Source organism: Parafrankia sp. EAN1pec (assembly GCF_000018005.1).
GTDB lineage: Bacteria > Actinomycetota > Actinomycetes > Frankiales > Frankiaceae > Parafrankia > Parafrankia soli.
Genome location: NC_009921.1, coordinates 5,710,749 through 5,731,682 on the forward strand (window position 1 = coordinate 5,710,749; position 20,934 = coordinate 5,731,682).

General features: G+C 70.5%; 18 protein-coding genes and 2 pseudogenes. 11 read left to right on the forward strand and 9 right to left on the reverse strand.

Annotation, left to right across the window (positions count from 1 at the left end; all coding sequences use genetic code 11):
• Positions 1 to 20: 20 nt before the first annotated feature.
• Both FRANEAN1_RS23330 and FRANEAN1_RS23335 read right to left on the reverse strand, forming a co-directional pair.
• Entirely contained in the window at positions 21 to 836 is an 816-nt protein-coding gene (locus FRANEAN1_RS23330) for a mycofactocin-coupled SDR family oxidoreductase (RefSeq protein WP_020462273.1), read from the reverse strand.
• Positions 837 to 904: 68 nt separating this feature from the next.
• A complete protein-coding gene (locus FRANEAN1_RS23335; RefSeq protein WP_020462274.1) occupies positions 905 to 1,912 on the reverse strand; it encodes a cytochrome P450 in 1,008 nt (335 codons plus the stop codon).
• Between the two features lie 451 nt (positions 1,913 to 2,363).
• Here FRANEAN1_RS23335 and FRANEAN1_RS23345 point away from each other — a divergent pair, with 451 nt between their 5' ends.
• The 5 genes and pseudogenes from FRANEAN1_RS23345 to FRANEAN1_RS43975 all read left to right on the forward strand — a co-directional run bounded on the left by FRANEAN1_RS23345 (position 2,364) and on the right by FRANEAN1_RS43975 (position 7,161).
• Positions 2,364 to 3,014: an FMN-binding negative transcriptional regulator gene (locus FRANEAN1_RS23345; protein ID WP_347176723.1), complete on the forward strand. Its 651-nt coding sequence runs from the start codon at positions 2,364 to 2,366 to the stop codon at positions 3,012 to 3,014.
• A 45-nt stretch (positions 3,015 to 3,059) separates the two neighbouring features.
• Positions 3,060 to 3,290: a hypothetical protein gene (locus FRANEAN1_RS42480; protein WP_041254660.1), complete on the forward strand. Its 231-nt coding sequence runs from the start codon at positions 3,060 to 3,062 to the stop codon at positions 3,288 to 3,290.
• Positions 3,291 to 3,595: 305 nt separating this feature from the next.
• Positions 3,596 to 5,551 (forward strand): PASTA domain-containing protein, encoded by a 1,956-nt coding sequence (locus tag FRANEAN1_RS37380; RefSeq protein WP_049795742.1) that lies wholly within the window; start codon positions 3,596 to 3,598, stop codon positions 5,549 to 5,551.
• Positions 5,552 to 5,641: 90 nt separating this feature from the next.
• Positions 5,642 to 6,639 (forward strand): annotated as a pseudogene (locus FRANEAN1_RS23360) (RNA-guided endonuclease TnpB family protein).
• A 396-nt stretch (positions 6,640 to 7,035) separates the two neighbouring features.
• The gene (locus FRANEAN1_RS43975; RefSeq protein WP_255565777.1) at positions 7,036 to 7,161 is read left to right on the forward strand and encodes a hypothetical protein; all 126 of its coding nucleotides are present in this window, start codon (positions 7,036 to 7,038) and stop codon (positions 7,159 to 7,161) included.
• A gap of 20 nt (positions 7,162 to 7,181) precedes the next feature.
• On the opposite strand, the gene FRANEAN1_RS23370 is transcribed toward FRANEAN1_RS43975, so the two are convergent.
• On the reverse strand, positions 7,182 to 7,397 hold the full coding sequence (locus FRANEAN1_RS23370) for a hypothetical protein (protein WP_020462278.1): 216 nt from the start codon (positions 7,395 to 7,397) through the stop codon (positions 7,182 to 7,184).
• A gap of 217 nt (positions 7,398 to 7,614) precedes the next feature.
• Here FRANEAN1_RS23370 and FRANEAN1_RS23375 point away from each other — a divergent pair, with 217 nt between their 5' ends.
• A complete protein-coding gene (locus FRANEAN1_RS23375) occupies positions 7,615 to 8,217 on the forward strand; it encodes a TetR family transcriptional regulator (RefSeq protein WP_020462279.1) in 603 nt (200 codons plus the stop codon).
• A 129-nt stretch (positions 8,218 to 8,346) separates the two neighbouring features.
• On the opposite strand, the gene FRANEAN1_RS23380 is transcribed toward FRANEAN1_RS23375, so the two are convergent.
• Genes FRANEAN1_RS23380 through FRANEAN1_RS23395 form a run of 4 tightly spaced genes read right to left on the reverse strand, consistent with a single transcriptional unit; the run spans position 8,347 to position 16,092 of the window.
• Complete coding sequence (locus FRANEAN1_RS23380) at positions 8,347 to 9,399, reverse strand: hypothetical protein (RefSeq protein WP_041254663.1); 1,053 nt, start codon at positions 9,397 to 9,399, stop codon at positions 8,347 to 8,349.
• Positions 9,396 to 13,799, reverse strand: coding sequence for a hypothetical protein (locus FRANEAN1_RS23385; protein WP_020462281.1), 4,404 nt, complete (start codon positions 13,797 to 13,799; stop codon positions 9,396 to 9,398). The genes FRANEAN1_RS23380 and FRANEAN1_RS23385 overlap by 4 nt, the downstream gene beginning before the upstream one ends.
• A complete protein-coding gene (locus FRANEAN1_RS37385; protein WP_020462282.1) occupies positions 13,799 to 14,575 on the reverse strand; it encodes a hypothetical protein in 777 nt (258 codons plus the stop codon). The genes FRANEAN1_RS23385 and FRANEAN1_RS37385 overlap by 1 nt, the downstream gene beginning before the upstream one ends.
• Positions 14,572 to 16,092, reverse strand: coding sequence for a hypothetical protein (locus FRANEAN1_RS23395; protein WP_020462283.1), 1,521 nt, complete (start codon positions 16,090 to 16,092; stop codon positions 14,572 to 14,574). Before FRANEAN1_RS23395 ends, FRANEAN1_RS37385 begins: the two co-directional genes overlap by 4 nt.
• A gap of 389 nt (positions 16,093 to 16,481) precedes the next feature.
• Here FRANEAN1_RS23395 and FRANEAN1_RS23400 point away from each other — a divergent pair, with 389 nt between their 5' ends.
• Both FRANEAN1_RS23400 and FRANEAN1_RS43980 read left to right on the forward strand, forming a co-directional pair.
• Complete coding sequence (locus FRANEAN1_RS23400) at positions 16,482 to 17,408, forward strand: NERD domain-containing protein (protein ID WP_347176724.1); 927 nt, start codon at positions 16,482 to 16,484, stop codon at positions 17,406 to 17,408.
• Between the two features lie 47 nt (positions 17,409 to 17,455).
• Positions 17,456 to 17,734, forward strand: a pseudogene (locus tag FRANEAN1_RS43980) (hypothetical protein); the annotation flags it as partial.
• On the opposite strand, the gene FRANEAN1_RS23405 reads toward FRANEAN1_RS43980, so the two are convergent.
• Positions 17,715 to 18,305 carry an NUDIX hydrolase gene (locus tag FRANEAN1_RS23405; RefSeq protein WP_020462285.1) on the reverse strand — a complete coding sequence of 197 codons (591 nt, stop codon included), beginning with the start codon at positions 18,303 to 18,305 and terminating at the stop codon, positions 17,715 to 17,717. The pseudogene FRANEAN1_RS43980 and the gene FRANEAN1_RS23405 sit on opposite strands and share 20 nt — an antisense overlap.
• Before the next feature lie 761 nt (positions 18,306 to 19,066).
• On the opposite strand from FRANEAN1_RS23405, the gene FRANEAN1_RS23415 reads away from it, so the two are divergent.
• Positions 19,067 to 19,435: a hypothetical protein gene (locus tag FRANEAN1_RS23415; protein ID WP_020462286.1), complete on the forward strand. Its 369-nt coding sequence runs from the start codon at positions 19,067 to 19,069 to the stop codon at positions 19,433 to 19,435.
• A gap of 241 nt (positions 19,436 to 19,676) precedes the next feature.
• Positions 19,677 to 20,201 (forward strand): GNAT family N-acetyltransferase, encoded by a 525-nt coding sequence (locus FRANEAN1_RS23420; RefSeq protein ID WP_347176725.1) that lies wholly within the window; start codon positions 19,677 to 19,679, stop codon positions 20,199 to 20,201.
• Positions 20,202 to 20,216: 15 nt separating this feature from the next.
• Here the strand turns inward: FRANEAN1_RS23420 and FRANEAN1_RS43985 are convergent, their stop codons facing one another.
• Complete coding sequence (locus tag FRANEAN1_RS43985) at positions 20,217 to 20,402, reverse strand: hypothetical protein (RefSeq protein ID WP_347177296.1); 186 nt, start codon at positions 20,400 to 20,402, stop codon at positions 20,217 to 20,219.
• Here FRANEAN1_RS43985 and FRANEAN1_RS23425 point away from each other — a divergent pair.
• Positions 20,328 to 20,933: a histidine phosphatase family protein gene (locus FRANEAN1_RS23425; protein ID WP_347177251.1), complete on the forward strand. Its 606-nt coding sequence runs from the start codon at positions 20,328 to 20,330 to the stop codon at positions 20,931 to 20,933. The genes FRANEAN1_RS43985 and FRANEAN1_RS23425 overlap by 75 nt on opposite strands.
• Position 20,934: the final 1 nt, after the last annotated feature.

The window sequence follows — 20,934 nt, forward strand, 5'->3', positions numbered from 1 at the left end:
CGCTTCGCGCACTCCGCGTGTTACCGCTTGTTCAACTGGCCCGCGTCGACCGGGACGACGGTGCCGGTCACGTACCGGGCGTCATCCGACACCAGCCAGGCGATGGCGTTCGAGACGTCCAGCGGGTCCACCGCGTCGACGGGCATCGCGTTGGCCAGCACCCGCGCGAGCTCCGGGGACCCCGCCGTGATGACCGACAGGTCCCCGTTCGCGGCCATGGGCGTCTTCACGGTGGTGGGGGCGACGCTGTTCACCCGGATGTTGTGCGGCGCCAGGTAGTTGGCCCACGACCGCATGAGTCCGACGACGCCGTGCTTGGCCGCGGTGTAACCCAGGAAACCCGCCGTCGGGATACCCACACCGATCAGGCCGCCAGTGGAGCTGGTAAGCACGATCGCCCCACCCTGGCCCCGCTCGACCATCGACGGGATCGACACCCGGCCGGTGTTCCACACACCGGTGAGGTTGACGCCGACGACGTCCTCCCACTGCTCGTCCTCCGACGCCGCCCCGCCCGGCCCGATACCGGCGTTCGCCAGCACGATGTCGACCGGGCCCAGCTCGGCGACGCCGTCCTGGAACGCCTTCCCCAGCGCCGACACGTCGCGGACGTCAGCCTGCCGGGCGACGATCCGCCGTCCCGTCTCCTCGACCGCCTTCACGGTCAGCTCGAGGTCGTCCGGAGTCGCCATCGGGTAAGGCACCGACTCCATCTGGGCGCAGATGTCCACCGCGATGATGTCGGCACCCTCCTGCGCTAACCGGACCGCGTGGCTGCGGCCCTGGCCTCGGGCGGCGCCGGTGATGAACGCGACCTTGCCGTCGAGCTTTCCCATCTGTTTCTCCCTGAGTCGTGGTGCGGTGGTGCGGGCGAGCCGTGCCGTGCGGACCGGCGTAACTCGAGCTAACCGACGGTGATCGGCAGCGTCTCCCAGCCGCGCATCGTCGACGTCGACGAAAGCGCGGAGTTCTCCCAGTCGACGTTCCATCGCGGGAAGCGTTTCAGGATCTCCTCGAGCGCCACCCTGGCTTCAAGCCGGGCCAGCGCGGCTCCGAGGCAGTAATGGGTTCCGAGGCCGAAGGTCCGGAGGTGACCGGTTCCGCGGTGGACGTCGAACCGGTCAGGGTCCGACCAGCTGTTCTCGTCCCGGTTCGCCGAGGCGATGAGGAGCATCATCGCGCTGCCGGCAGGCACCGTGCGGCCATGTAACTCGACGCCGGTCGTGACGTAGCGGGCGATCGCGTGACCGGTCGGCTCGAACCGCAGCGTCTCCTCGAACTCGGCGCGTAGCAGCTCCGTCATCAGGTCGTCCGACGGATGCTCGGCCCGCCAGTCGATGTACTCCGCGAACAGGTCCGAGTCCATGAGTGCCTGCTGGGACACCTTCATCTGCTGCCCCGGCTCGGTGCGCAGTTTCGCGTCCGCGCGCTCGCGGATCGCCGGCTGGTCCGACTCCGGGATGCCGAGCAGCATCCCGATCACGCGCATCGGCACCTCGTTGGCGAACTCCGCCATGAGGTCGAAGCTGTCGACGTCGACGAGTCTGTCAAGGCAGCGCCGGCAGAAGTCCCGGACCTGCGGCTCGAGCGAGGTGACCCGCCGCGGGGTGAAAACGCGCGCGAGAAGAGCGCGGTGGATGTCGTGAGCCGGCGGGTCCTCCATCAGCAACGTGCCCGGCGGAATTTCGACGTTCGCCTTGATGATTTCCAGGATCGGCCCGCGGGCCGACGAGAACGTCTTCCAGTCGGTCAGGCAGCGGTCGATGTCCTCGTGGCGGCTGAGGGCGTAGAAGTCTTGCCGGTCATTGTAGTAGAGCGGCGCCTCCGCGCGCAGCCGTTGGTAGACCGGGTAGGGGTCGCCGGCGATATCGCGGTCGAAGGGATCCCAGTAGACCGGACCGCTACGACTCATCTGGCGAGCCTCCTTCGATCCGCGCCGCGCCGCGGCCGGTCAGCCACGACCCGAAAACGAAATTTTAACGGTCGTTCTAACTTGATGGGACGCCGCTGTCAATACGCCCAGCTCACCGGGAGAAGAGCCCACGAACTCGCGACACGGATGGCGATCACCCGACTACTCGCCGGCAGGGTAGGTGAACCAGGGCGACTACCGCCGGTTCGCCGCCGACGACGGCGTCTGGCAGGACGGGGCACTGCTGTTTCACTTCTCCGGACGCGAGCCGCCGGGTCGCGGCGCCAACCTCACCGGCGCGCTGCCGGGTGGGGCGGTTCTCCCTGGCGCGGCCAGCATCGTGGGGTCCGGAAGGACCACCGGAGGGCGAATAGCCGACCCTTCCGGCATCCGCGGCGGCAGCAGCCCAGGCCCATCGGCGGGATCCGGCTCGTAGCCTGGCTCTGTGTATGTGCCCCGCGCCTTCGCCCTCACCGACCTCGACCAGGTCGCTGGCTGCGTTGCGGCCGCGGGAGCAGCCGACCTCGTCACCGTCAGCGGCACCCAGCCGGTGGCCACCCTCGTCCCGATCATCTGGGATCGCACCCCGAGCGGACCTGATGCGCCGCACGGACGGCTGCTGGGGCATCTCGCCCACGCGAACCCGCAGTGGCGGACCGCGTCCCCGGGCTGCGCAGCGCTGGCGATCGTGCACGGGCCGCAGGCGTACATCTCACCGTCCTGGTACGCCGCCAAGACCGAACACGGACGGGTCGTCCCGACCTGGAACTACACCGCGATCCACTTCAGCGGACCCGTCACGTTCCACCACGACCCCGAACAGCTCCGTGGCATCGTCACCCGACTCACCGACCGGCACGAACAGCACCGGGAACAGCCCTGGGCTGTGGACGACGCCCCGCCCGACTTCGTGGCCGGTCTGCTGCGGGCGATCGTCGGCTTCGAACTCGCCGTCGCGTCGGTGACGGCGAAGGAGAAACTCAGCCAGAACCGCTCCCCCGCCGACCGCGCCGGGGCCATCGCGGGGCTGCGCGGGGAACCCGACGCAGGGTCTGCCGCCATCGCCGACCTCATGCAACCCCGGCCACCTGGGCAGACCTGACACCCCAGGTTGGTCCGTGGCCTGCTCGCAAGCAGGGTTGGCGGCATGTCGGACGCCGTAACTGACCACTGCGGCCGCTCTGACGGCTGTGCCGGCGGTCTCATCGCCCTTGGTGAAACCCGGCACGCCAACGCCAACACCCATGTCAGAGAGCTGTACACCCGCGCCGTCGACCAGCTCGGCGCCGACAAGAACACGATCCCCCTCGGCGGGATCCACGCACTCGATGGAGGACGCCAGGTCGGTGCTCGTGGCAAGCCTCCGACCGGAGCGTGATGTCGCCGTGATAGGGATACGGCGCAACATCGTCGACGTCAGGGCCCTCGGGGGGAGGCAAGCTGTGCTTGTGATGCGGCGGAGTGCCGGTGATTTCACCCGCTGACGGTCAGGCGGAGTCCGACGAGGCCGGAGACATCCACGGCACGGAAGACATCCAGGAGACCGATGGGAGCGGGGACAGCCGCGGAACCGGAGCGCCGGCGGTGGGATCCCCAGGACCGGCAGCATCCGACCACGCTCATGCTGAAGCCGCATCCCCTGACGAACGCCCCGCCGCGAACCGATCAGAGCTGACCCGGCCGATGGTGGCGCTGTCGGCGGAAGAACCGACAAGGATCGGCGACTACCAGCTCCTCGGGTTACTGGGGCGTGGAGGCATGGGTAGCGTGTACCTGGGCCGCTCGCCGGCCGGGCGGCAGGTGGCGGTGAAGGTCGTCCGATCCGACCTCGCCGCGGATCCGGAGTTCCTCCGCCTGTTCCATCGAGAGGCCCAGCTCGCCCGACGGGTCGCCCGCTTCTGCACAGCGGAGGTGCTTGACGTCGGGGCGGACGCTGGCCGGCCGTTCCTGGTCACCGAGTATGTCGACGGCCCGACACTGTGGGACGCGGTCAACAGCGGCGGACCGTTCGGTGCCGCGCAGCTCGAACGGATCGCGATCGCCGTCGCCACGGCGCTGACGGCGATTCACGGTGCGGGGATGGTGCACCGCGATCTGAAGCCATCAAACGTGATGTTGTCCGGAGCTGGGCCGCTCGTCATCGACTTCGGTATCGCTCATGCCCTCGACGGCACCACCCAGCTCTCGCGCACATCGACCGGCACACCGGCGTTCATGGCACCCGAGCAGGCCCGCGGCGAGGGGGTGGGCCCCGCCGCCGACGTGTTCGCCTGGGGTGGCGTCGTGGTCTTCGCGGCCACCGGCCGGCCGCCGTTCGGCACCGGTCGGCCCGAGGTACTGCTCTACCGGGTGGTGCACGAGCGGCCGGACCTGAGCGATATCCCCAGGCCCCTGCGCGCGGTCGTCGCTGCGGCGATGCGCTCAGAAGCCGCGGCCCGCCCATCCGCTCAGGAGCTCTACAACCTGCTGCTGACCGCGGCAACCCAGGCTTCACCAGTGGTCGTCTCACCCCTGCCGGCGGTGTCGACGGACGAGACCGACGTCGCCTCCGAAACCGGCACCGAGATCGACGCCGACACCACGACAGTGGGCGCCTCCGATTCCGGAACCGACCTCCCGGCCGCCGCGCCTGAAAGGTCGATCGAGGTCGACGACGCCACTCAGGCCGATGAGACCGCATCGATGGCACCGAGCGACTTCGTGGCGCCTGGAGTTGGCGGTCCCGGCCTCAGCGACGGCTCCGCGGGTGTCCCTGGGCCAGAACCATCGGGCCTGGGCGTCACACCGGCGGTCCCGACACGGCGCCGGGTCCGAGCGTGGAGGCCGCTGAACACATCCGGCGGATCGTTGGCGGACGGTAGCCGACGGGAGATCGTCGCCCTGGGACTTGTCGGGGTGCTTGTGCTTCTGGGCGTCCTGCTCGCCCTTAGAGAGGCCGGCGGTCCCGGTTCCTCGCCGAGGGCGGACGGCGCACAGCCATCACCAATGGTGGCCGTACCTCTACTGACAGGTCGCGCGGTCGCAGACGCCGAGGAAGCGCTGCGGGCTCTCGGGCTGCGTCCGGTGCGAGCCGAGGCAGTGACCAGCGACGTGGTCGCCGCTGGTCAGGTGGTTGCCCAGGATCCGCCCGATGGTCGGCGAGTCCCCGCAGGCGGTGCGGTGCGGCTGACCCTCAGTTCCGGGAGCGCGCAGGTCGAGGTCCCCGATGTCGTCGGGCGCACCGAGGAGGAGGCCAAAAGCGCCCTGACCTCGGCGGGGTTCGTGGTGACGGCGTCCACCGAGCTCAGTGACGATCGACTGTCCGGTCAGGTGATCCGAAGCGTCCCCGCACATCCACAACGCGTCGCACGCGGGAGCGAGGTCGCGCTGGTCGTCAGTTCCGGACCGGCCACCGTCGTGATTCCGGCCGGACTCGAAGGCCAAATCTATGGCACCGCCCGCCAGCACCTGAAAAACCTCGGCCTCACCGTCGACGGAACCTTCGAGACCAGCACACGGGTTCCCGCAGGCCAGGTCATCAGAAGCAGGCCCGGCGCCGGCCAGCGCGTAGCGGTTGGCTCGACGGTTACGCTCACCGTCTCGTCCGGAGCGCCCGCTCCTCGACCGAGACCCAGCGACGGTCAGTCATGGTCGTGGTGACCGGGACACGTGGCGCGCAAGCCCTGTCCTTCAGGGCAGGGCTTGCGCATCAACGACAGGGCGTCAGGGAAGTTCGTTATTCTGTCGGGTATGGGTTCTCGGGTAGTGAAGCGGGCATATCGTTATCGCTTCTACCCGAATCCCGAGCAGGTCGCGCAGCTGGCTCGTACCTTCGGCTGTGTCCGCTACGTCTACAACCGGGCGCTGGCCGAACGGTCCCGCGCCTGGACCCAGGAGCAGCGCAGGGTCACGCACGCGGAGACCGACAGGATGCTCACCGTGTGGAAGCGGGACACGGAGACGGCGTGGCTGGCCGAACCGTCGAAAGGGCCACTGCAGGCCGCGCTGCGCCATCTGCAGGCGGCGTTCGTGAAATTCTGGGAAAAACGGGCCGGATATCCGTCTTTCAAGAAGAAGGGCAGGAGCCTCGATTCGGCGACCTATTTCCGGAACTGCTTCACCTACCGGAACGGGAACATCATACTGGCCAAGCAGGACCGGCCGTTGGACATCGTCTGGTCGCGTCCGCTGCCCGACAGCGCAGCGCCCTCGCGGGTGACGGTGTCGCGGAACGCCCGCGGCCAGTACCACGTCTCGATCCTGGTCGAGGACACCGTCACCAGCCTCCCGCCGGCTGGGGGGCAGGTCGGGATCGACGCGGGCATCACAGCGCTGGTCACCTTGTCGACCGGGGAGAAAGTCACCAACCCCCGGCACGAGCGCCGCGACCGTGTCCGGCTGGCGCGGGCGCAGCGGGACCTGTCCCGCAAGGCGAAGGGCTCGGCGAACCGGGTGAAGGCCCGCGTGAGGGTCGCGGAGATTCACGGCAGGATCGCGGATCGGCGCCGGGATCATCTGCGCAAGCTGTCCACGAGGATCATCCGCGAGAACCAAACGGTGGCCGTCGAGGACCTGTCCGTCCGCACCATGGTCCGCAACCACTCGCTGGCCCGTGCTATCTCCGACGCATCCTGGTCGGAGTTGCGGGCGATGGTGGAGTACAAAGCCGACTGGTACGACGGAACATTCTGGCCTCGGGGCTCGCGGTGTCCGCCTGTGGAGATGGAGTGAGACCACCTCGCTCCTGAAGCGAGGAGGCGTCCGTTGACGAAGCAGGAACCCGGATCGCGAGGTACGGGAATCCCCGGAGTTCACACCGGGGAGGATGTCAAGCGAAGAATCCTGACCCTTTGAACGAAGAGCCATACAGGCCGCTCAACAGATCGGCGCCACGAAAAGATCGTCCGTGTGAGTGTGGACCTGGAGCTCGAGCAGTCGGCGGTGGCCGCCGCCATCGACGGCCGCTTCGCATCCGGCCCGCTGCGGGGACGAACCGTGAACTGTTCACCGGCCCCGCATCGGCGGCGGCGTCCTCGCGCGGCGGAACCCGCCCGTGGACCATCGCAGCGGTCTACCTGTTCGACGCGCAGCGGCTGCTCGACGAGCTCCGCGCCCGAGGCGTCAGGACGGGAACCGCGGCGAGCGTGCGCGCCGCGCACTGGGAGGCAGCCGAGATCTTCCCACGGGCGAACAGCGAGCTGCTGACGGTCGAGCCGGAACAAGCACGCCTGCTACGCCTGTTCGCGCCGCCGACGGACGGCCCTCGCTGACCATCGCAGGACTTACCGCCTCACCGGCCCGGCCGGAGCGGCATCGCGGCTGACGTCTGCGGGCCGGTGTGCGGCACCAGCCAAGGCGAGTCGGCCTGTGCCCGTCCGGGCTCGGGCATCACGTTCGCCGCCCCGCTCGCGATGGCCTCGACCAGCCGGATCGCCTGAAGGACAGACAGATTCAGAACGATCTCGGTGCCGGCGTCCGCCTGCAACCGCACCGATACGTCCGCCATCGTCACATGCCCTTCGTCGCGAATCTGATCGCCCCCTGTACCGAGGGGGCCATGGTGACGCTACGGGGGAAGCCACGATGATGTCGGGAAAGGTGGCCAGCGGCACTGGCGATCAGGCGCGTCCGGAGCCGCGGGCTCGATCCGGTCGGAATCATCCGCGAAGATGGAAGGCCGGCTGCCATCCGAGGCTGGGACTCCGCACTCTGGAGGAAGGCGATTGACCGCGCCCCGTAGGCGCCGAGCGGCGACCGTCGAGAAGGCCACTCGTCTTCTCGACGCGACCGAGGAGATCATTCTCCGGGAGGGCTACGCGGCAGTCAGCTCCCGGAGCGTGGCCGCCCGCGTCGCCATCAACGCCCCTCTCGTGCACTACTACTTCCCGACGATCGACGACCTGTTCGTGGCGGTCCTGCGGCGGCGCGCGCAGCGCACGGTGGAGCAGATGGCCGTGGCGCTGGCATCCGCGGAGCCGTTGCGCGCCTGGTGGGAGCTCGTCTCGGATCCACGCGGAACAGCCCTGATCGTGGAGTTCGTGGCGGCGGCGAACCACCGTCCGGCACTGCGGGCGGAAGTCGGCAAGGTGGCCCGCGAGCTCAGGCGGATGCAGATCGAGAAACTGGCCACGATTCTCGACGAGTACGGCCTCGACGCGGACGAGTACCCACCCGCGCTCGTCGCCGCCACGATCCAGGGCCTCGCGTTCGCGGTGGTGGCGGACAAGTCGACGGGCTACGACACGGCGCACGAGGAGGCCGCGGTCGCCATGACACGCCTGATGACCCGCCTCGAGGAGAAGCGGGCACGTCGCTCGGGTCGGTAGCACAGGACGGACCGCCGAACGCGACTCCGGACATCGGCCGCGCCGGCGCCGCCGAACGGGCGTACGTCCTGGCCGCGTAGCTGGCGTACCACGAACGACGTCCACTCAGACGTCCACTCAGACGTCCACTCAGACGTCCGCGACGAGCGCGGCGAACGGAGCTGGTCCGAGAATCTCCAGGCCGACCGCCTCCTGTCGCACCGCTTCGCCGCGCGTGAGGCACATAGCGACCTGCTGTCCCAGCTCGCCGGCGATCCAGGCCGTCGTCCAACTGACCGTGTCGGCCGACGCGGGTTGCACCCTCAGCCGGTGCGGGGAGGCGAGGGCGAGCTCGTACAGCGGCCGGCACGGCCGGATCGCCGGCCAGCCCGCCCCCTGTGCGGTTGTCACGGCCAACCGGGCGGCACGGATACCCCCCACATCGATGTCACCGAAGTACAGGACCGGCGAGGCCGGGGTGTCTCCCTTGTCAGCGAGCGCGGCGAGGCGTGTGCCCACCTGATTGCCGGAGCCGAAGATGATCCGCCCGTCGAATCCATCGGCCTCGGCCGCCGTGCACAGCGATTCGAAGGTCGACCAGTTCTCCACTATCAGCCAGGTTCCGGCACCGAGCACCCGCTGCTGCACCGGCGGCCAGGTCGAACGACAACGCAGAAGCTCGAGGGTGAGACGTCCCGGGACGAACAACCGGCCGGAACGCAGCTTCTCCAGCGCTTTGTCGTCGCCGAGGAGTCCCCATGAGCGTTCCCGCATCGGCACGACCGGGACCTGGTCTGCTGCGGGAAGCCAGCGGTTCACGGCGTCGAGAAGGCCGCGTTCGGCGCTGCTGAGGCGCCGTTCGGAGTCGACGGTGGGCACCCAGTGCAGGAGATGGTGCCACGGTTTCGCCGTCATCCGGGGCGCTGCCACCGGCGGCGCGCTGCGCCGCACCCAGTGCGGAAGCTCGGGAAGGGTACGACGGTCCCACCCAGCCTTCGTCCTCGGGCATTCGACGAGCCCGGCGGCTACGAGCTCCTCGATCGCCCCGGCGACCCGGGCGCGCCAGTCCGGGCTGCCCGGCCCGGAATGATCGATGGCAGTGGCCGCCCTGATCAGCACATCTGTCTGAACACGCACGCCCGGAGCATCCTGGACGGCAGACTCCATCGCGGCGGCCAGCGAGCTCAGGCCCGATCCGCTCACGGCGAGGGTTCGCTCGTCGTCCGCTGCCGTACCAGGCGGATGCCGTCAATCTCCTCGCTTCGAGATGGGCGGTCGGCTTCGTCCAGGGTCACGTACGTTCCCGGGCCGGTTCGCGACCGACGCTTGGAGCAGGCGAGGACGGCGTCGAAGGCGCGAATGGCCGGGAGATCGCCAATCCCGGTGAAGAACAGCAGCTGCACCCCGGACGCAGCCGCGACCGTGCGCTGCAGCTGGAGGAACGGCACGTAGTTCGCCTTGCCGAGCGGGTTGTCCAGCGGGACGAGACCGCCGGCGACACCGCCCTCGACCCGGCCGCCTCGGTTCTCCGCCCGCAGTTTCACCATGACGCAGAACAGCACCAGGCAGGCGGTCAGGTTCTCGCCGCCGGACCACTTGTTCATCTCGGTCACGTCGACCTTCTGCGTCGGCTGCGCCGGGTCGGGCTTGAGGATGCGGGCCCGGAACCCCGAGCCGCCGACGGCCGCCTCGGTCGCCCGCCACACCAGGTCCACCGGTTCCATGTCGAGGGACGCACCGGGCGCCACCAGCTGGTCGACGAGGTCGGAGACCCGGACCCGCGCCTGCTCCTGGCTCGGCCGTTCCCCGCGTGGTCGGACCTGTACGAACTCGTGACCACCCCAGGGACCGATGTTCTCGGGCAGCCGGGACAGCCGGGTGAACCGGGCGAGGTCCGCCAGCGCCGCGTCGACGAGATCGACAAGCCGGGTGACGATGTTCTCCTGCGACTGGTCGAGATGCTCGAGGTGCTGGTCGATACGGGCCCGGCGCTGGTCGAGTTCGGCGCTCAGCGCACCGGCCCGGCCAGCGACTCCTTCCACGGGCTGGTCGAGGAACATCTTCCGGAGCCGCCGGGTGGCTTCGGTGTCGCCGGTGGTCAGCGCGAACCGTTCGTCCGCGGCCCAGCGGCGCAGGGCCTCGAACGCGCGGCCTCGTGCGTCGACGGCTTCGGTGTGGCGGGCCACCGCACGCCGAGCCCAGTCGAGGATCCGTGTGGTGGACTCGTCCAGCGCGGCCGGATCGGTGGACACCGCGGTCGCGGTGACGGCGACGTCGGCCCACTGGTCGAACCGGTCGGCGCGCAGCCGCAGTTGCACAGCCCGTGACGCCAACGCGTCATGGTGTTTCTCCAGGGCTTCCAGCCGCTGCTCCACCCGACGGAGATCATCCTGGATCCTGGCCGCGGCGCGGTCCTCCTCCGCCGCGGCGGCCTCCGCGTCGGCGCGGTTCACCGGTTCGTGCGGGAGCTCGGCATGCCGCGGCCGGTCCACCGGCCGGCGCTCCCGCACGGCATGGCCGGCGTCGTCGAGGTCGGCTTTGGCCAGGGCATGACGGGTGGCTGCCTGGTCCGCGGCCTGGGCGGCTTCGTCTCGGTAGCGGGACCGTAGGGCCGGGTCGGCGGCGCCAGGCGCCCCGGCCAGTTCCCGGGCCCGTTCCTGTACCTCCACGGCATACTCGCCCCACGCCCCACCTGCCTGGGCGGCGATGTCGACCAGGTCGTCGAGCCGGCGGACCAGCTCGGGTTCGTCGAACGCCTCCCGGGCCAGCCGGTGTGCCTGCTCCCGGGCTCGGCGCGCCCCGTCCAGGCCGCCTTCTGGCACTTCGCCCCGGTGCTCTCCGTGCACGGTGAGCGATCCCCTCTCGAGGGTGAGATCGCCGCTCCTGGTGCTGAGACGGGCCCGGGTGTCGCTCAGGTCAAGCTGCTCCCGGCGGGCCGCGCGGGCCTCGTTGTGGGCCCGCTCCCGCGCGGCAACCGCCTTCGCGCGCAGGGCGGGGATCTCCTCCAGCCGTGCCCGCACAGGCGGGAGAGCCGCCAGGTCCTCGGCGAGGTCGTTGAGCCGGTCCAGTCGCCCCTGTGCTCCGGTGACCGCGCCACGCAGCTCCTCGCACCTCGCGGCGAGCTCGCGCTGGACCACCTGCGCCTCGCGGTGGGCGTCGGCCGCCGCCGTCTGCGCGTCTTCGGCCTGTTCGAGGACCGCGGTGGTGTGGCTTGCCCGCTCCCGCACCACCGCGGCACCGCCGCGCGTCGCGACGTCGGCCGCGAGCGTGCGCAGATCCGCGGTGAGGCGGGAGAGCTCGTCCAGGTCGGTACGCAGCCGACCGCTCTCCTGGTCATGCTCACTCAGCCTGCCACGACGAGCCTCGAGCTCGACGGCCCCGGCCGCGTGGTCGTAGCGGGCGGCGACCGGCCCGACCACGACCAGGCCGTCGCGAACGACGGGCGTCTCACCGAAGACCGTCACCGGCGCGAGGACGACCGGGTCGTCGAGAACGAGCTCGGCGGCGAGTTGGACGGCGGCCGCGAGGTCACCGTAGACGACGGCGCCGTCACAGATCTCCGGCCGTTCCTGGACGAGCGCCGCCGCCGCGGTCAGCGGCAGGTGCTCCGCCAGGTAGACCCAACCGGGAACGGCGGGGATCCCGGCATCGTCCAGCACCTCGAGCACCTGCCGGAGCGCGGGGCGAGGCGGCAGCAGGGAGGTCTCCTCCAGGCCGGCCACAGCGAGCCGCAGGCTGCTCGCGTCGACTCCGCGTTCCAGCAGCCTCGTCTGCGAGGTCGCGATCGCCTCCTCGCCCAGCGCGAGGACGCGCCCCGCGTCGGCGAGCAGATCGAGGTCGGAGGTCTGCGCCAGCCGGGCCGCGGCATCGGACCTGTTCAGCTGGGCGGCCCGCTCCTCGAGCCCATGCAGAGTCGTCGCCGCCGTGTCCGCCGCGTGCTGTGCGTCCCGGTGTCGCCCGCGGGCCTCGTCGTAGGCGGTGGCGGTGCCGCGCACCGCCCTGTCCGCCCCGTCCAGCTCCACGACACAGGCGTCTAGGTCGGCGCGCAGCGACTCCAGGACGGTCTCCGCCTCGGCGACGGCCGTCTCCACCGGGACTCCGTCGACGAGCAGACCCGCGCCGACGGCCCGCGTTCTCTTCCGCTCCAGCTCGTCGGCGCGCTGGGCGAGCTGATCAGCTTCCGCGGTCAGCCCGCCCATCTCGTCGGCCGCCTGATCCCGCCGGTCCTCTGCCGCCTCGGCACGAGTCCCGGTCTCGTCGATCCGGCGGCTGAGATGTTCGATCTCCACGGCGACGGCTCGCAGCTCCGCGTCGAGCGCGGCGGCGAGGTCCGCGTCGGCCCGGTCCGCCTGGACGAGCAGCGGGGCGGCCTGTGTCCGCGCCGCGTCGATCGCCCGGCGGTGGGCGTCGACATCGATCCTCGCGCGGTTGACGGCCTGCAGGGCAAGCACGGCCTCCCAGGCCCGCTCGGTGGTCCGCGCCGCGGCGAGCGCCTCGCGCGCGGCCTCCTCCTCGATCGTGGCGTCGGCGAACCAGTACCCGGCGGCCAGGCGCATCAGCTCGTCACGACGGCGGCGGGCACCGTCAGCCTGGCGTTGCGTCTCCAGCCGCTGCTCATCGACGTCGCGGCGCTCCTGCGCCGCCTGCTCGGCACCCGCCTCCGCCGTGTGCGCCGCGTCGAGGAGGCCGAGCCGGAAGGCCGCCGCCGCGCGGGCCGTCTCGGCGCGCTCCCGGGAGGCGCCCCCCACGTCCTCGTGCGCGGTGGCCAACGTGGCGAGCCGGGGCTGCGCGTCGACGCAGAACTCCTGCTCCGTCCGGTACCTGGGGCGCAGCGCGAGCTCGGTCGCCACCTGACGGAGCAGGTCGCGGACGCTCGCGGCCCGCCCCGCGTCGGCGACGAAGCCGAGCAGGTAGCGGGCAAAGTCGTTCTCGCTGCGGATGTTCGCGAAGAGAGCGTCGATCCCGCCCTCGGTCGCGTTGATCGTGACGAAGTACCGGTACAGACCTGCGTCGAAGCCACGGTCGTCCAGCAGGCGGTGCCACGGGTCGATCTGGTCCACGGCCGCGGCGTCCGCTCCCGCCACCGCCCGGCTCTTGATCCACGCATGGAAGCCGGCGAGATCCACCTCGCCCCGGGTGCGGTGCGTCAGCGGCAGATCCTCGAACATCGTGCCCTCGACCGCCGGGTCCGGGCGCATCGTCCAGAACAGCTTCCTGAGCTTCTGCGCACCCGCGCCGTTGTGGTCAACCGGCCGCCGCCTGTTCGGCCACTCCCACACCGCTCCGGTCAGCAGCAGGGCTCCGTCCGGTGCCTCCCATTCGGCGACGACGTGGGAGGTGTCGTCGGTGAGCACGAGGTCCTCGAGCGTTCTCGTGACGTCGTCACGGCGGCGCTTCTTGCGCGCCGCGAGGAAGTCGCGGCGGGCGGGAAGGATGTGCGCCGCCAGCAGCGACATGATCGTCGTCTTGCCGGAGCCGTTGCGCATCCAGATGAGGGTGTCGGCCGGGTTCCCATCCACGTCGACGGTGTCCAGGGTCAGCGCGGCGAACCGGTTCTCACGCACGCCGACGGTGTCCAGGTGCAGACGGCGAAGCTTGTACATCACGCCCCTCCAGGATCCGCGGCCAGACCGTCGAGATCGGGCGGCGAGGTGCCCTCGCGCTCGGCGACCCGGGCCTCGGCGAGGACCGTGAAGGCGATGTGGTCGACGACGTCGGAGACGCCGAGCCGGAACCGGTCGGTGAGCTGGTAGGCGGATTCGCCGTCCCCGGCGATGGCGGCGATCGGCCGTGCCCGCCCCTGCTCGGCCAGCCAGCCGAGATAGGTACGGGTATGCCACAGCTGGCACTCCCGCTTCAGCCGACCGCGTTCCCCGGGCAGCACTGGTGGCAGCTCCAGCCATGCCCTGGCCGCGAGCGCCGCGCCGCGATCGAGGTCGTCCTCGCTGGTCAGGTTCTTCACCCGCTCGGCCGCACGGGTGATGAACGCCATCAGCTCCCGTGGTCGCACCGCTGGCGTGGACGCCTCGACGAGGTCGCTGCCCGTCGGGTAGGCGTACGCGGCGGTGGCGAGCAGGACCAGCCCGGCGAGCAGCCGGTCGGTCGACCGGGACGCGGCGCGGACCGACGGGAGGTCATCGGCCCGAACGGCGAACGGACCGTCCAGCCCTCCTGACACCGTGAGGCCCTGCGGGGTGGCACCGAGGATCTCCACACCGAGGCCCTCGGCGAAGGTCCGCACCACCTCGTGGAACGGGGCATCGGTACGCCAGCGGGTCAGCAGCCGTTCGTAGTCCGGATGTTTGCTCCCCGGCCGTGCGGTGTGGTCGAGCGCGAGCGCGAGCAGGCGACCTGCCTGGTAGGCGTCGTCAGCCTTCATGGCAACCTCTCCCCCGACGCCACGACCGCGCCGCCCGCTGTCCCCTCGGCCTCCCGTACGGCCAGGCCGGAGGCCCGCCCCACCAGCAGATCGTCACCGCGCCATCGGCCGCCGACGAGCGGGGTGCGGTCGGCCTCCGCGGCCAGCCCTTCCAGCGCGGCGGCCAGCCCGGTCGACGCCGAGCCGGGGTCGTCCTCGCCGAAGCCCCCACCGGCGACGAACCGGCCCGCCGCCGCGAGGTGGATAACGTCGTCGAGCAGGCAGACGTCCGCCACGTCCTCCGCGTGGTGGGCACCGAGCGCGGCGAGCTCGGACAGTCGGTGCGGTGCGGTGCGGCACTCGCGGAACACCGCGCTCGCCGCCGCCTCGACATCCGCCGGCAGACCCCGCTCCTCCGGCTCGTCGAGATCACCCGGATCGTCCCAGGCGGGCTTCGACTGCTCGTAGATCGCCGGTGGGCGCAGCAGCACCGCGGCCAGTGTGTCGAGGGTCCACACAGGCGGGCAGCGCGCGCAGAGCCGCCCCACGAAATCCGTCGCGGCGGTACTCGCCCGCTCCTCGTCCGCCGCCAGATAAGGCATGAGCACGTCTTCGCCCAGGTCGACAGCCAGGCTGGACGTTGCCGACGCGAAACGCTGCGCCTCCTGCGCCGCCAGGTAGACGGGGATCGCACCGACGATGAGCCGCTCGAGCCGGGTGTGGACCTCCTGGCTGCGCCGCACCTCCGCGAGGACGGCGCGGCACGCGTCGCGCTCGGTGCCGCTGCCGCGCTCAATCCCGCGCTCGGCGAGGTCGAGGATGTGCCGGTCGAGGCCGAGCTGCTCGGTGACGTGCTGGTGGGCCCCTCTGAGCTGCGCCGGGACGTCCCCGTTCCAGTCGACGCCACGCAGGTCACGCCGGGTCTCGTCAAGCCGGTCACGCAGCGAGGCGGCCAGCCCTTCGGCGGTACGCCGCGCGTCGACCGCGGAGCGCCGCGCCCGCTCGAACTCGCCCGCCTCCATCTGCCGGCGCAGGATCAGCTTCGCCGCCGCCTCCCGGTCCGCCAGGTCGACGTCGAGTGCCTGCAGGTAGAGCATCACCGCCTCGTCGGTGGCGGACAGTTGCGGTGAGTCACCGGCGTCGAGGAGGCGTAACAACCGGAAGCTGTAGGTGCGGGTACCGGAGCGCTCGTCGTCGGAGTCTGCCAGTTCGCCCCACCGGGCCCGCAGCGGACGACCGTCGTTGAGCAGGTTCGCCAGCGTCAGCTTCGCCACCTGGGTCCAGGGCCGGTCCGGGTCGTCCGGGGAGAGCCGGCGGGCCAGCCCGGCCAGGTGGGCGACCAGCTCGTCGGGGGTGACGGTGCCCTCCATGCTGGCCTGGTGTGCCACCACGTAGTCGATGGCGCGCAGCGCGAGCTGGACGAGGTCGTAGCGAACGTGGTTGAAGTCGGCCTTGGTGGCCGAACGGATCTCCAGCCGGTGTAGCGGCTCGGTCAGCCGGGCGACCTGCCACCGCCGGTAGAGCTCGTCATCCACCACTGGCTTCTCCCTCTACCCGAGCCATGGGACGCGCGTCGATCCTCTTCCGTACACGATGATGACGCCCCCCTCCGACAACGTGGTCGACAGACTCCGTTGCCACAGGTCCGGAGGCGGCTCGCGCCCGCACCACACGCCCCCGCACGGCCATGGCGTCAGAGCATGGCCGCAGGAGTAGCCGCCGCGGCAGGAAGAGTCACAGCTACTCCAAGTCCACCACTCCGCACAGCAAGCCGGATACGGAGCGTAGAAAAAATCTTCAGATTTCGCTGTTTTTTTACTGAGAGAAGGGTTATTGTCGCGATTGGTGACCTAGAGGGCTCGACGGTCGGGGGCGGGGCCGCGGACACGGCGGGGGCGGCGGCGTGCGCGAGGAGCAGTGCCGGTGGGTGACGGTCACGCCGTCGCAGTTCCCACATGAGCGGGAGGCGCTGGAGCACCTCCGGCTGCTGCTGCCAGATGCCGAGCCGTACCGCGTCTGGTCGAACTTCACCTTCACCACGGCCACCGGTCACATCCGCGAGGTCGACCTGCTGGTCGTCGCCCGCGGCGGCGTCTACCTCATCGAGATCAAGAGCCTGGTCGGACGGCTGACCGCCACCGGCTCGACCTGGACCCAGCACCGCGCCTCCGGGTCCACCCGGATCTTCGACAATCCGCTGTACCTGGCGAACCAGAAGTCCAAGGAACTACGGTCCCGCCTCCAGAACACCGGTGGCTCGAGCAGAACGAAGATCCCGTTCATTCAACCGGCCGTCTTCCTGTTGGACGCGACGCTGCGCGACGAGCGGCAGCGGATCACCCCCGGGCTGTCCAAGGAACTGGCCAAGCTCCTGTCGGCGGTCGGGATCGACCGCAGCCGGCGTCATCAGCAGGTGGGCTCCTGGCAGCTGGAGTTCCCCGCATTCGACTCCGGCCCGACCTGGCAGGACCACCACGCCGCCCACGCCCAGGTCGCTTCCGAGCGGCGGCGGGTGCGGATCTACCTCGTCGAGCGGGCCGCCGGCGAGGCCGAGCGAGCGAGCCGGGAAGCGGTCGCCCGCCGCGAGTTCCTGGTCCTGCACGGGATCAACCACCCGGGAATCGTTCAGGTCGACGGGCCGGAGAACCACGAAGCCGGCCCGGCGCTGATCTTCCGGCACCGCCCGGACGAGATGTACCTCGACCAGTACGGCGACCGCCTCGGCGCCGGCACCCGGCTGGCCATGATCCGCGAGCTGGCCGAGACGGTCGCCTACGCGCACGGCCGGCATCTCTACCACCGGGCGCTGGCCGCCCGCAGCGTCCTGGTGGTGCCGCGCGCCGGCCGGGGCTGACTCTCGCCCCACCCGATGATCAGTGACTGGCAGGCGGCGGCCCGCGACGCCGGCTCGGCCACCGGCACTTCTCCGAGCTGACGGCGGTCTTCACCGCGGCACCCGAGTTCACCGTCACCCACATCGACTGGAAACGCCGCCGCTGCTTCGTCGAGCCCGCCGACCCCCTCCAGGCCCCGACCGACCTCTACCTGCGCCTGCGCGGCGACCTGACCCCGGCCAGGTGGAAGGCCGCGACCGCGGACCTGAAATCCCGCCTCGCCGACCTCCCCGCCGCCACAACCGTCCTGCGCGAACCCGTCCGCTTCACGACCCTGGAAACCTGACCGCTCGTCCGAATGCCCGCTCCCGCAGCGGGCTCGCGCACAGCAACGCCCAGGCCGCCAGGGACGAGGCGTCCTTGATGACTCCTCCGGAGAGCATGTCGCCCCACTCACGGTGGTTGAAGCGACGTGTCACGAGATCCTGCTCCTCCACGGAGAGCTCGCGCCGGCCGAGAGAGAGCTCGGTCGCCAGCCAGACCTGACACGCCTGGTCGGCGTAGCCGTAGGCGGTGAAGATCTGACCCAGATGGTCGAGCCGGCCGGCCCGGAGCCCGGTCTCCTCCCGTAGTTCGGCCTCGGCCAGTTCCGCGGGCCCGACTTCCGGCTGGTCCTCCCAGGACCCCTGCGGGAACTCCCAGTAGCGGCCGTCGACCGGGTGGCGAAACTGCTCTACCAGCCACACGCCATTGGTGTCGACGGGGATGATCAGGGCGAAGTCCGGCTTCTCGACCACACCGAAAAGGCCGGGGCTGCCGTCCGCCCGAACGAGGACATCCTCCCGGACCCGCATCCACGGGTTCTCGTACGCGATGCGGGTGTCGCGAACGACGAAACCTCCGTCGCCAGCTGGCACGGTCTCCTCGCTTCGGTGCGGATGGCTACCCGGCAGGCCGACGAGTTCGGCGCCGTGTTCCCAGGGTAGGCGGGTAGGGTCGCGGATCGCGGGCCTGGCGGGCGGTAAGCAGCCGCTTCCGCCGACAGACGCAGCTCCCGCCCTGGCCTGGGGCCTCAGCCCCGCCACCAGCCTCGCGGACGTCCCCCCACCACCACGGTCCCGCGTGAACCGCCACCAACCTCGAAACCTCGCCCGAACGCCGACAAGTCACGTTGACGCCGCTCGTACGCGCCAGCAGGGTGACGGTGATCGGCTCGGCCGCGGCCAGCGATGAGCTCTTTGCGCTGGGCGTTCCGGACAGGACGACGGGGGGCGAGGTGTGCTGGCACCGCTGACAGAGGCCGACCCCAGGAGCGTGGGCGGGTACCGGCTGGACGGGCGGCTCGGCTCAGGCGGCATGGGCGTCGTCTATCTCGCATTCGGCGCGGACGACCAGCCGGCAGCAGGGAATCGCGCGCGAGGGCAGCAAATATCTTTCCGGGGACTGCGACCCGGTCGAGTGGTCGGGTTCCATTGCCGGCGCCCAGCCGGAGATCCTTTCCTTCCTGTGGCGAGGCTGCAAATGGGACACCAACCACCAGAGCGCCGACACCTGCGAGTCGTGGATCACCTCGACCCTGCGTTGAAGGAACCGAGGCCACAGCGGCCGGCGATTGACGCAGAGTCATCGCGGGTACACCATCCGCGCCCAGCACGTTGACGGGCGCCGGAGGTGTGTCTTGCGAGGAATTTCGAGGATCAAAACCTTCGCCCTGATCGCCGGAATCGGAGCTCCGCTGGCCGTGATTCCGATGGCCGCGGTGCCGGCCAGCGCCGCCATGACGGGCCCGCTGCCGGTCGCCGGAACCGTCCAATGCAGGATCGGCTCGGCTGAGTCGCTGCTGATCAGCGGCGGCGGGGAGTCGCACGGCGCCTCGGTGGGCGTGGGCGGGCGCTTCTCAGTCATCTTCGCCAATCCTTCCGTCCCCAGCACCGCGACCGTCCAGGTGAGATGCGACGTCGCGGGCCAGCGGACGTATCGCCCGACCAGCTTCCTCCTACGTCACCCGGTGGTCGGCCAGGTTCTCAACGTGAACCTCATCGCCTAACGACCCGACCGGGGTGGGTGGTGCGTGCAAGTCCCGGCGCACCACCCACTGGTGGAAACTGTGTGCGCCTTTCGCCTCGATCCGTCTTCCGGGCGTGTCTTCCGGATGTGCCTTCCGGATGTGCCTTCCGGCAATCGGCGCGCATCTCACCGCGGCGAGTGACATCCTCACCTACAGGCACGTTCCGGGACGGGGGCATCGCGGCGATCTTCGGTGGGAGACCGGCGGCACAATGAAAGACGTGATCACTTCTCTGGACGAGCCGGCGAACCCGCCCTGGCAGCCGTTACAGGCCGAGGGGTGGAGGCTGTCGGACCGTCCCGAACTCCTGGACCGCCACCAGGTGTGGAGGTGGTTGTCGCTGGAGGCCGCCTGGTCGCGTGGCCGGAGCCAGGAGGCTGTGAACACCTCGCTTGACCATTCCCTCACCGTGGGCGTCTACGATCCGGCTGGTCGACAGCGGGGAGTCGCCCGGTGCGTGACCGACCGGGTGGCCGTCGGATTCATCGACGACGTCTACGTCGATGCGGACCATCGTGGCAAAGGTGTTGGGCGCTGGCTGGTGTGCGGGCTGCTCCAGCATCGACTGCTGCGCGGCATCTCGCAGTTCACGTTGGTGACGGAAGACGCGCACGCCCACTACGCCGCGAGCGGATTCACGCCCCTGACCAAACTCCAGCGATGGATGCAGTGGCGACGCGACACCGGCGCCGCGTACACGCCCGATCCCTGGGCGCCAGGCTCCCCGCCCAGATCCGTCAACTGAGCGGCGAGGACACCCTCAGCGACGGGCGTATTCCGGGACGGGGGTATCGCGGCGGTGGGAACGGATCTGTTGTTCGCGCGGCATGGCGAGGCGCACTGCAATCTCAGACGTGTCGCGGGCGGCGAGATCGGCTGCACCGGACTGACGGAACGCGGCCGTGACCAGGCGCGGCAGCTCGGCAGACGGCTTCGCCGAATGCACGACGACCAGTCTTTCGACGCCGTCTACGTCTCGTCGAGGCGCCGTGCCCGGGAGACCGCGGAACTCGCCACCGGCGGGCTCGGCGTGCCGGTCACCGTCGAGCCGGCACTGGAGGGGCCGCAGCACGGCGTCGCGGACGGCCGGCCTTGGACGGAGATCTGGGCCGCGTTCGGTGCCAGCCCCGGCGACGAGCCGGACCGGCCGTTCGCCGAGGGCGCGGAAAGCTGGAACCAGTACCTCGCCAGGGCGATGGCAGCTCTGGGAGAGATCATCGAACGACATCCGGAGCAGCGGGTGCTCGTCGTCGCGCACGCCGAGACCGTCGAGGCCGCCCACACACGGTTCCTGCGGCTGCCGTCGCGCCCAGGGGTCGGTTTCGCCGTGGCGCACTGCTCGATCACCTGGTGGTCACACCGCGCGCCGGAGTTCGGGGCGGCACGCTGGCAGCTCGTCAAGCACAACAGCACCCGACACCTCGATCAGATCGAGTCCGCCCATCTCACACCCGCGGCGCGGGAATCCGGCCCCTGAC

What these genes read in the sequence shown, in the direction of transcription:
- FRANEAN1_RS23330 (WP_020462273.1), bottom strand. Translation starts at nt 836, where the DNA reads ATGGGAAAGCTCGACGGCAAGGTCGCGTTCATCACCGGCGCCGCCCGA.
- FRANEAN1_RS23335 (WP_020462274.1), bottom strand. Translation starts at nt 1,912, where the DNA reads ATGAGTCGTAGCGGTCCGGTCTACTGGGATCCCTTCGACCGCGATATC.
- FRANEAN1_RS42480 (WP_041254660.1), top strand. Translation starts at nt 3,060, where the DNA reads ATGTCGGACGCCGTAACTGACCACTGCGGCCGCTCTGACGGCTGTGCC.
- FRANEAN1_RS37380 (WP_049795742.1), top strand. Translation starts at nt 3,596, where the DNA reads ATGGTGGCGCTGTCGGCGGAAGAACCGACAAGGATCGGCGACTACCAG.
- FRANEAN1_RS23370 (WP_020462278.1), bottom strand. Translation starts at nt 7,397, where the DNA reads ATGGCGGACGTATCGGTGCGGTTGCAGGCGGACGCCGGCACCGAGATC.
- FRANEAN1_RS23385 (WP_020462281.1), bottom strand. Translation starts at nt 13,799, where the DNA reads ATGTACAAGCTTCGCCGTCTGCACCTGGACACCGTCGGCGTGCGTGAG.
- FRANEAN1_RS37385 (WP_020462282.1), bottom strand. Translation starts at nt 14,575, where the DNA reads ATGAAGGCTGACGACGCCTACCAGGCAGGTCGCCTGCTCGCGCTCGCG.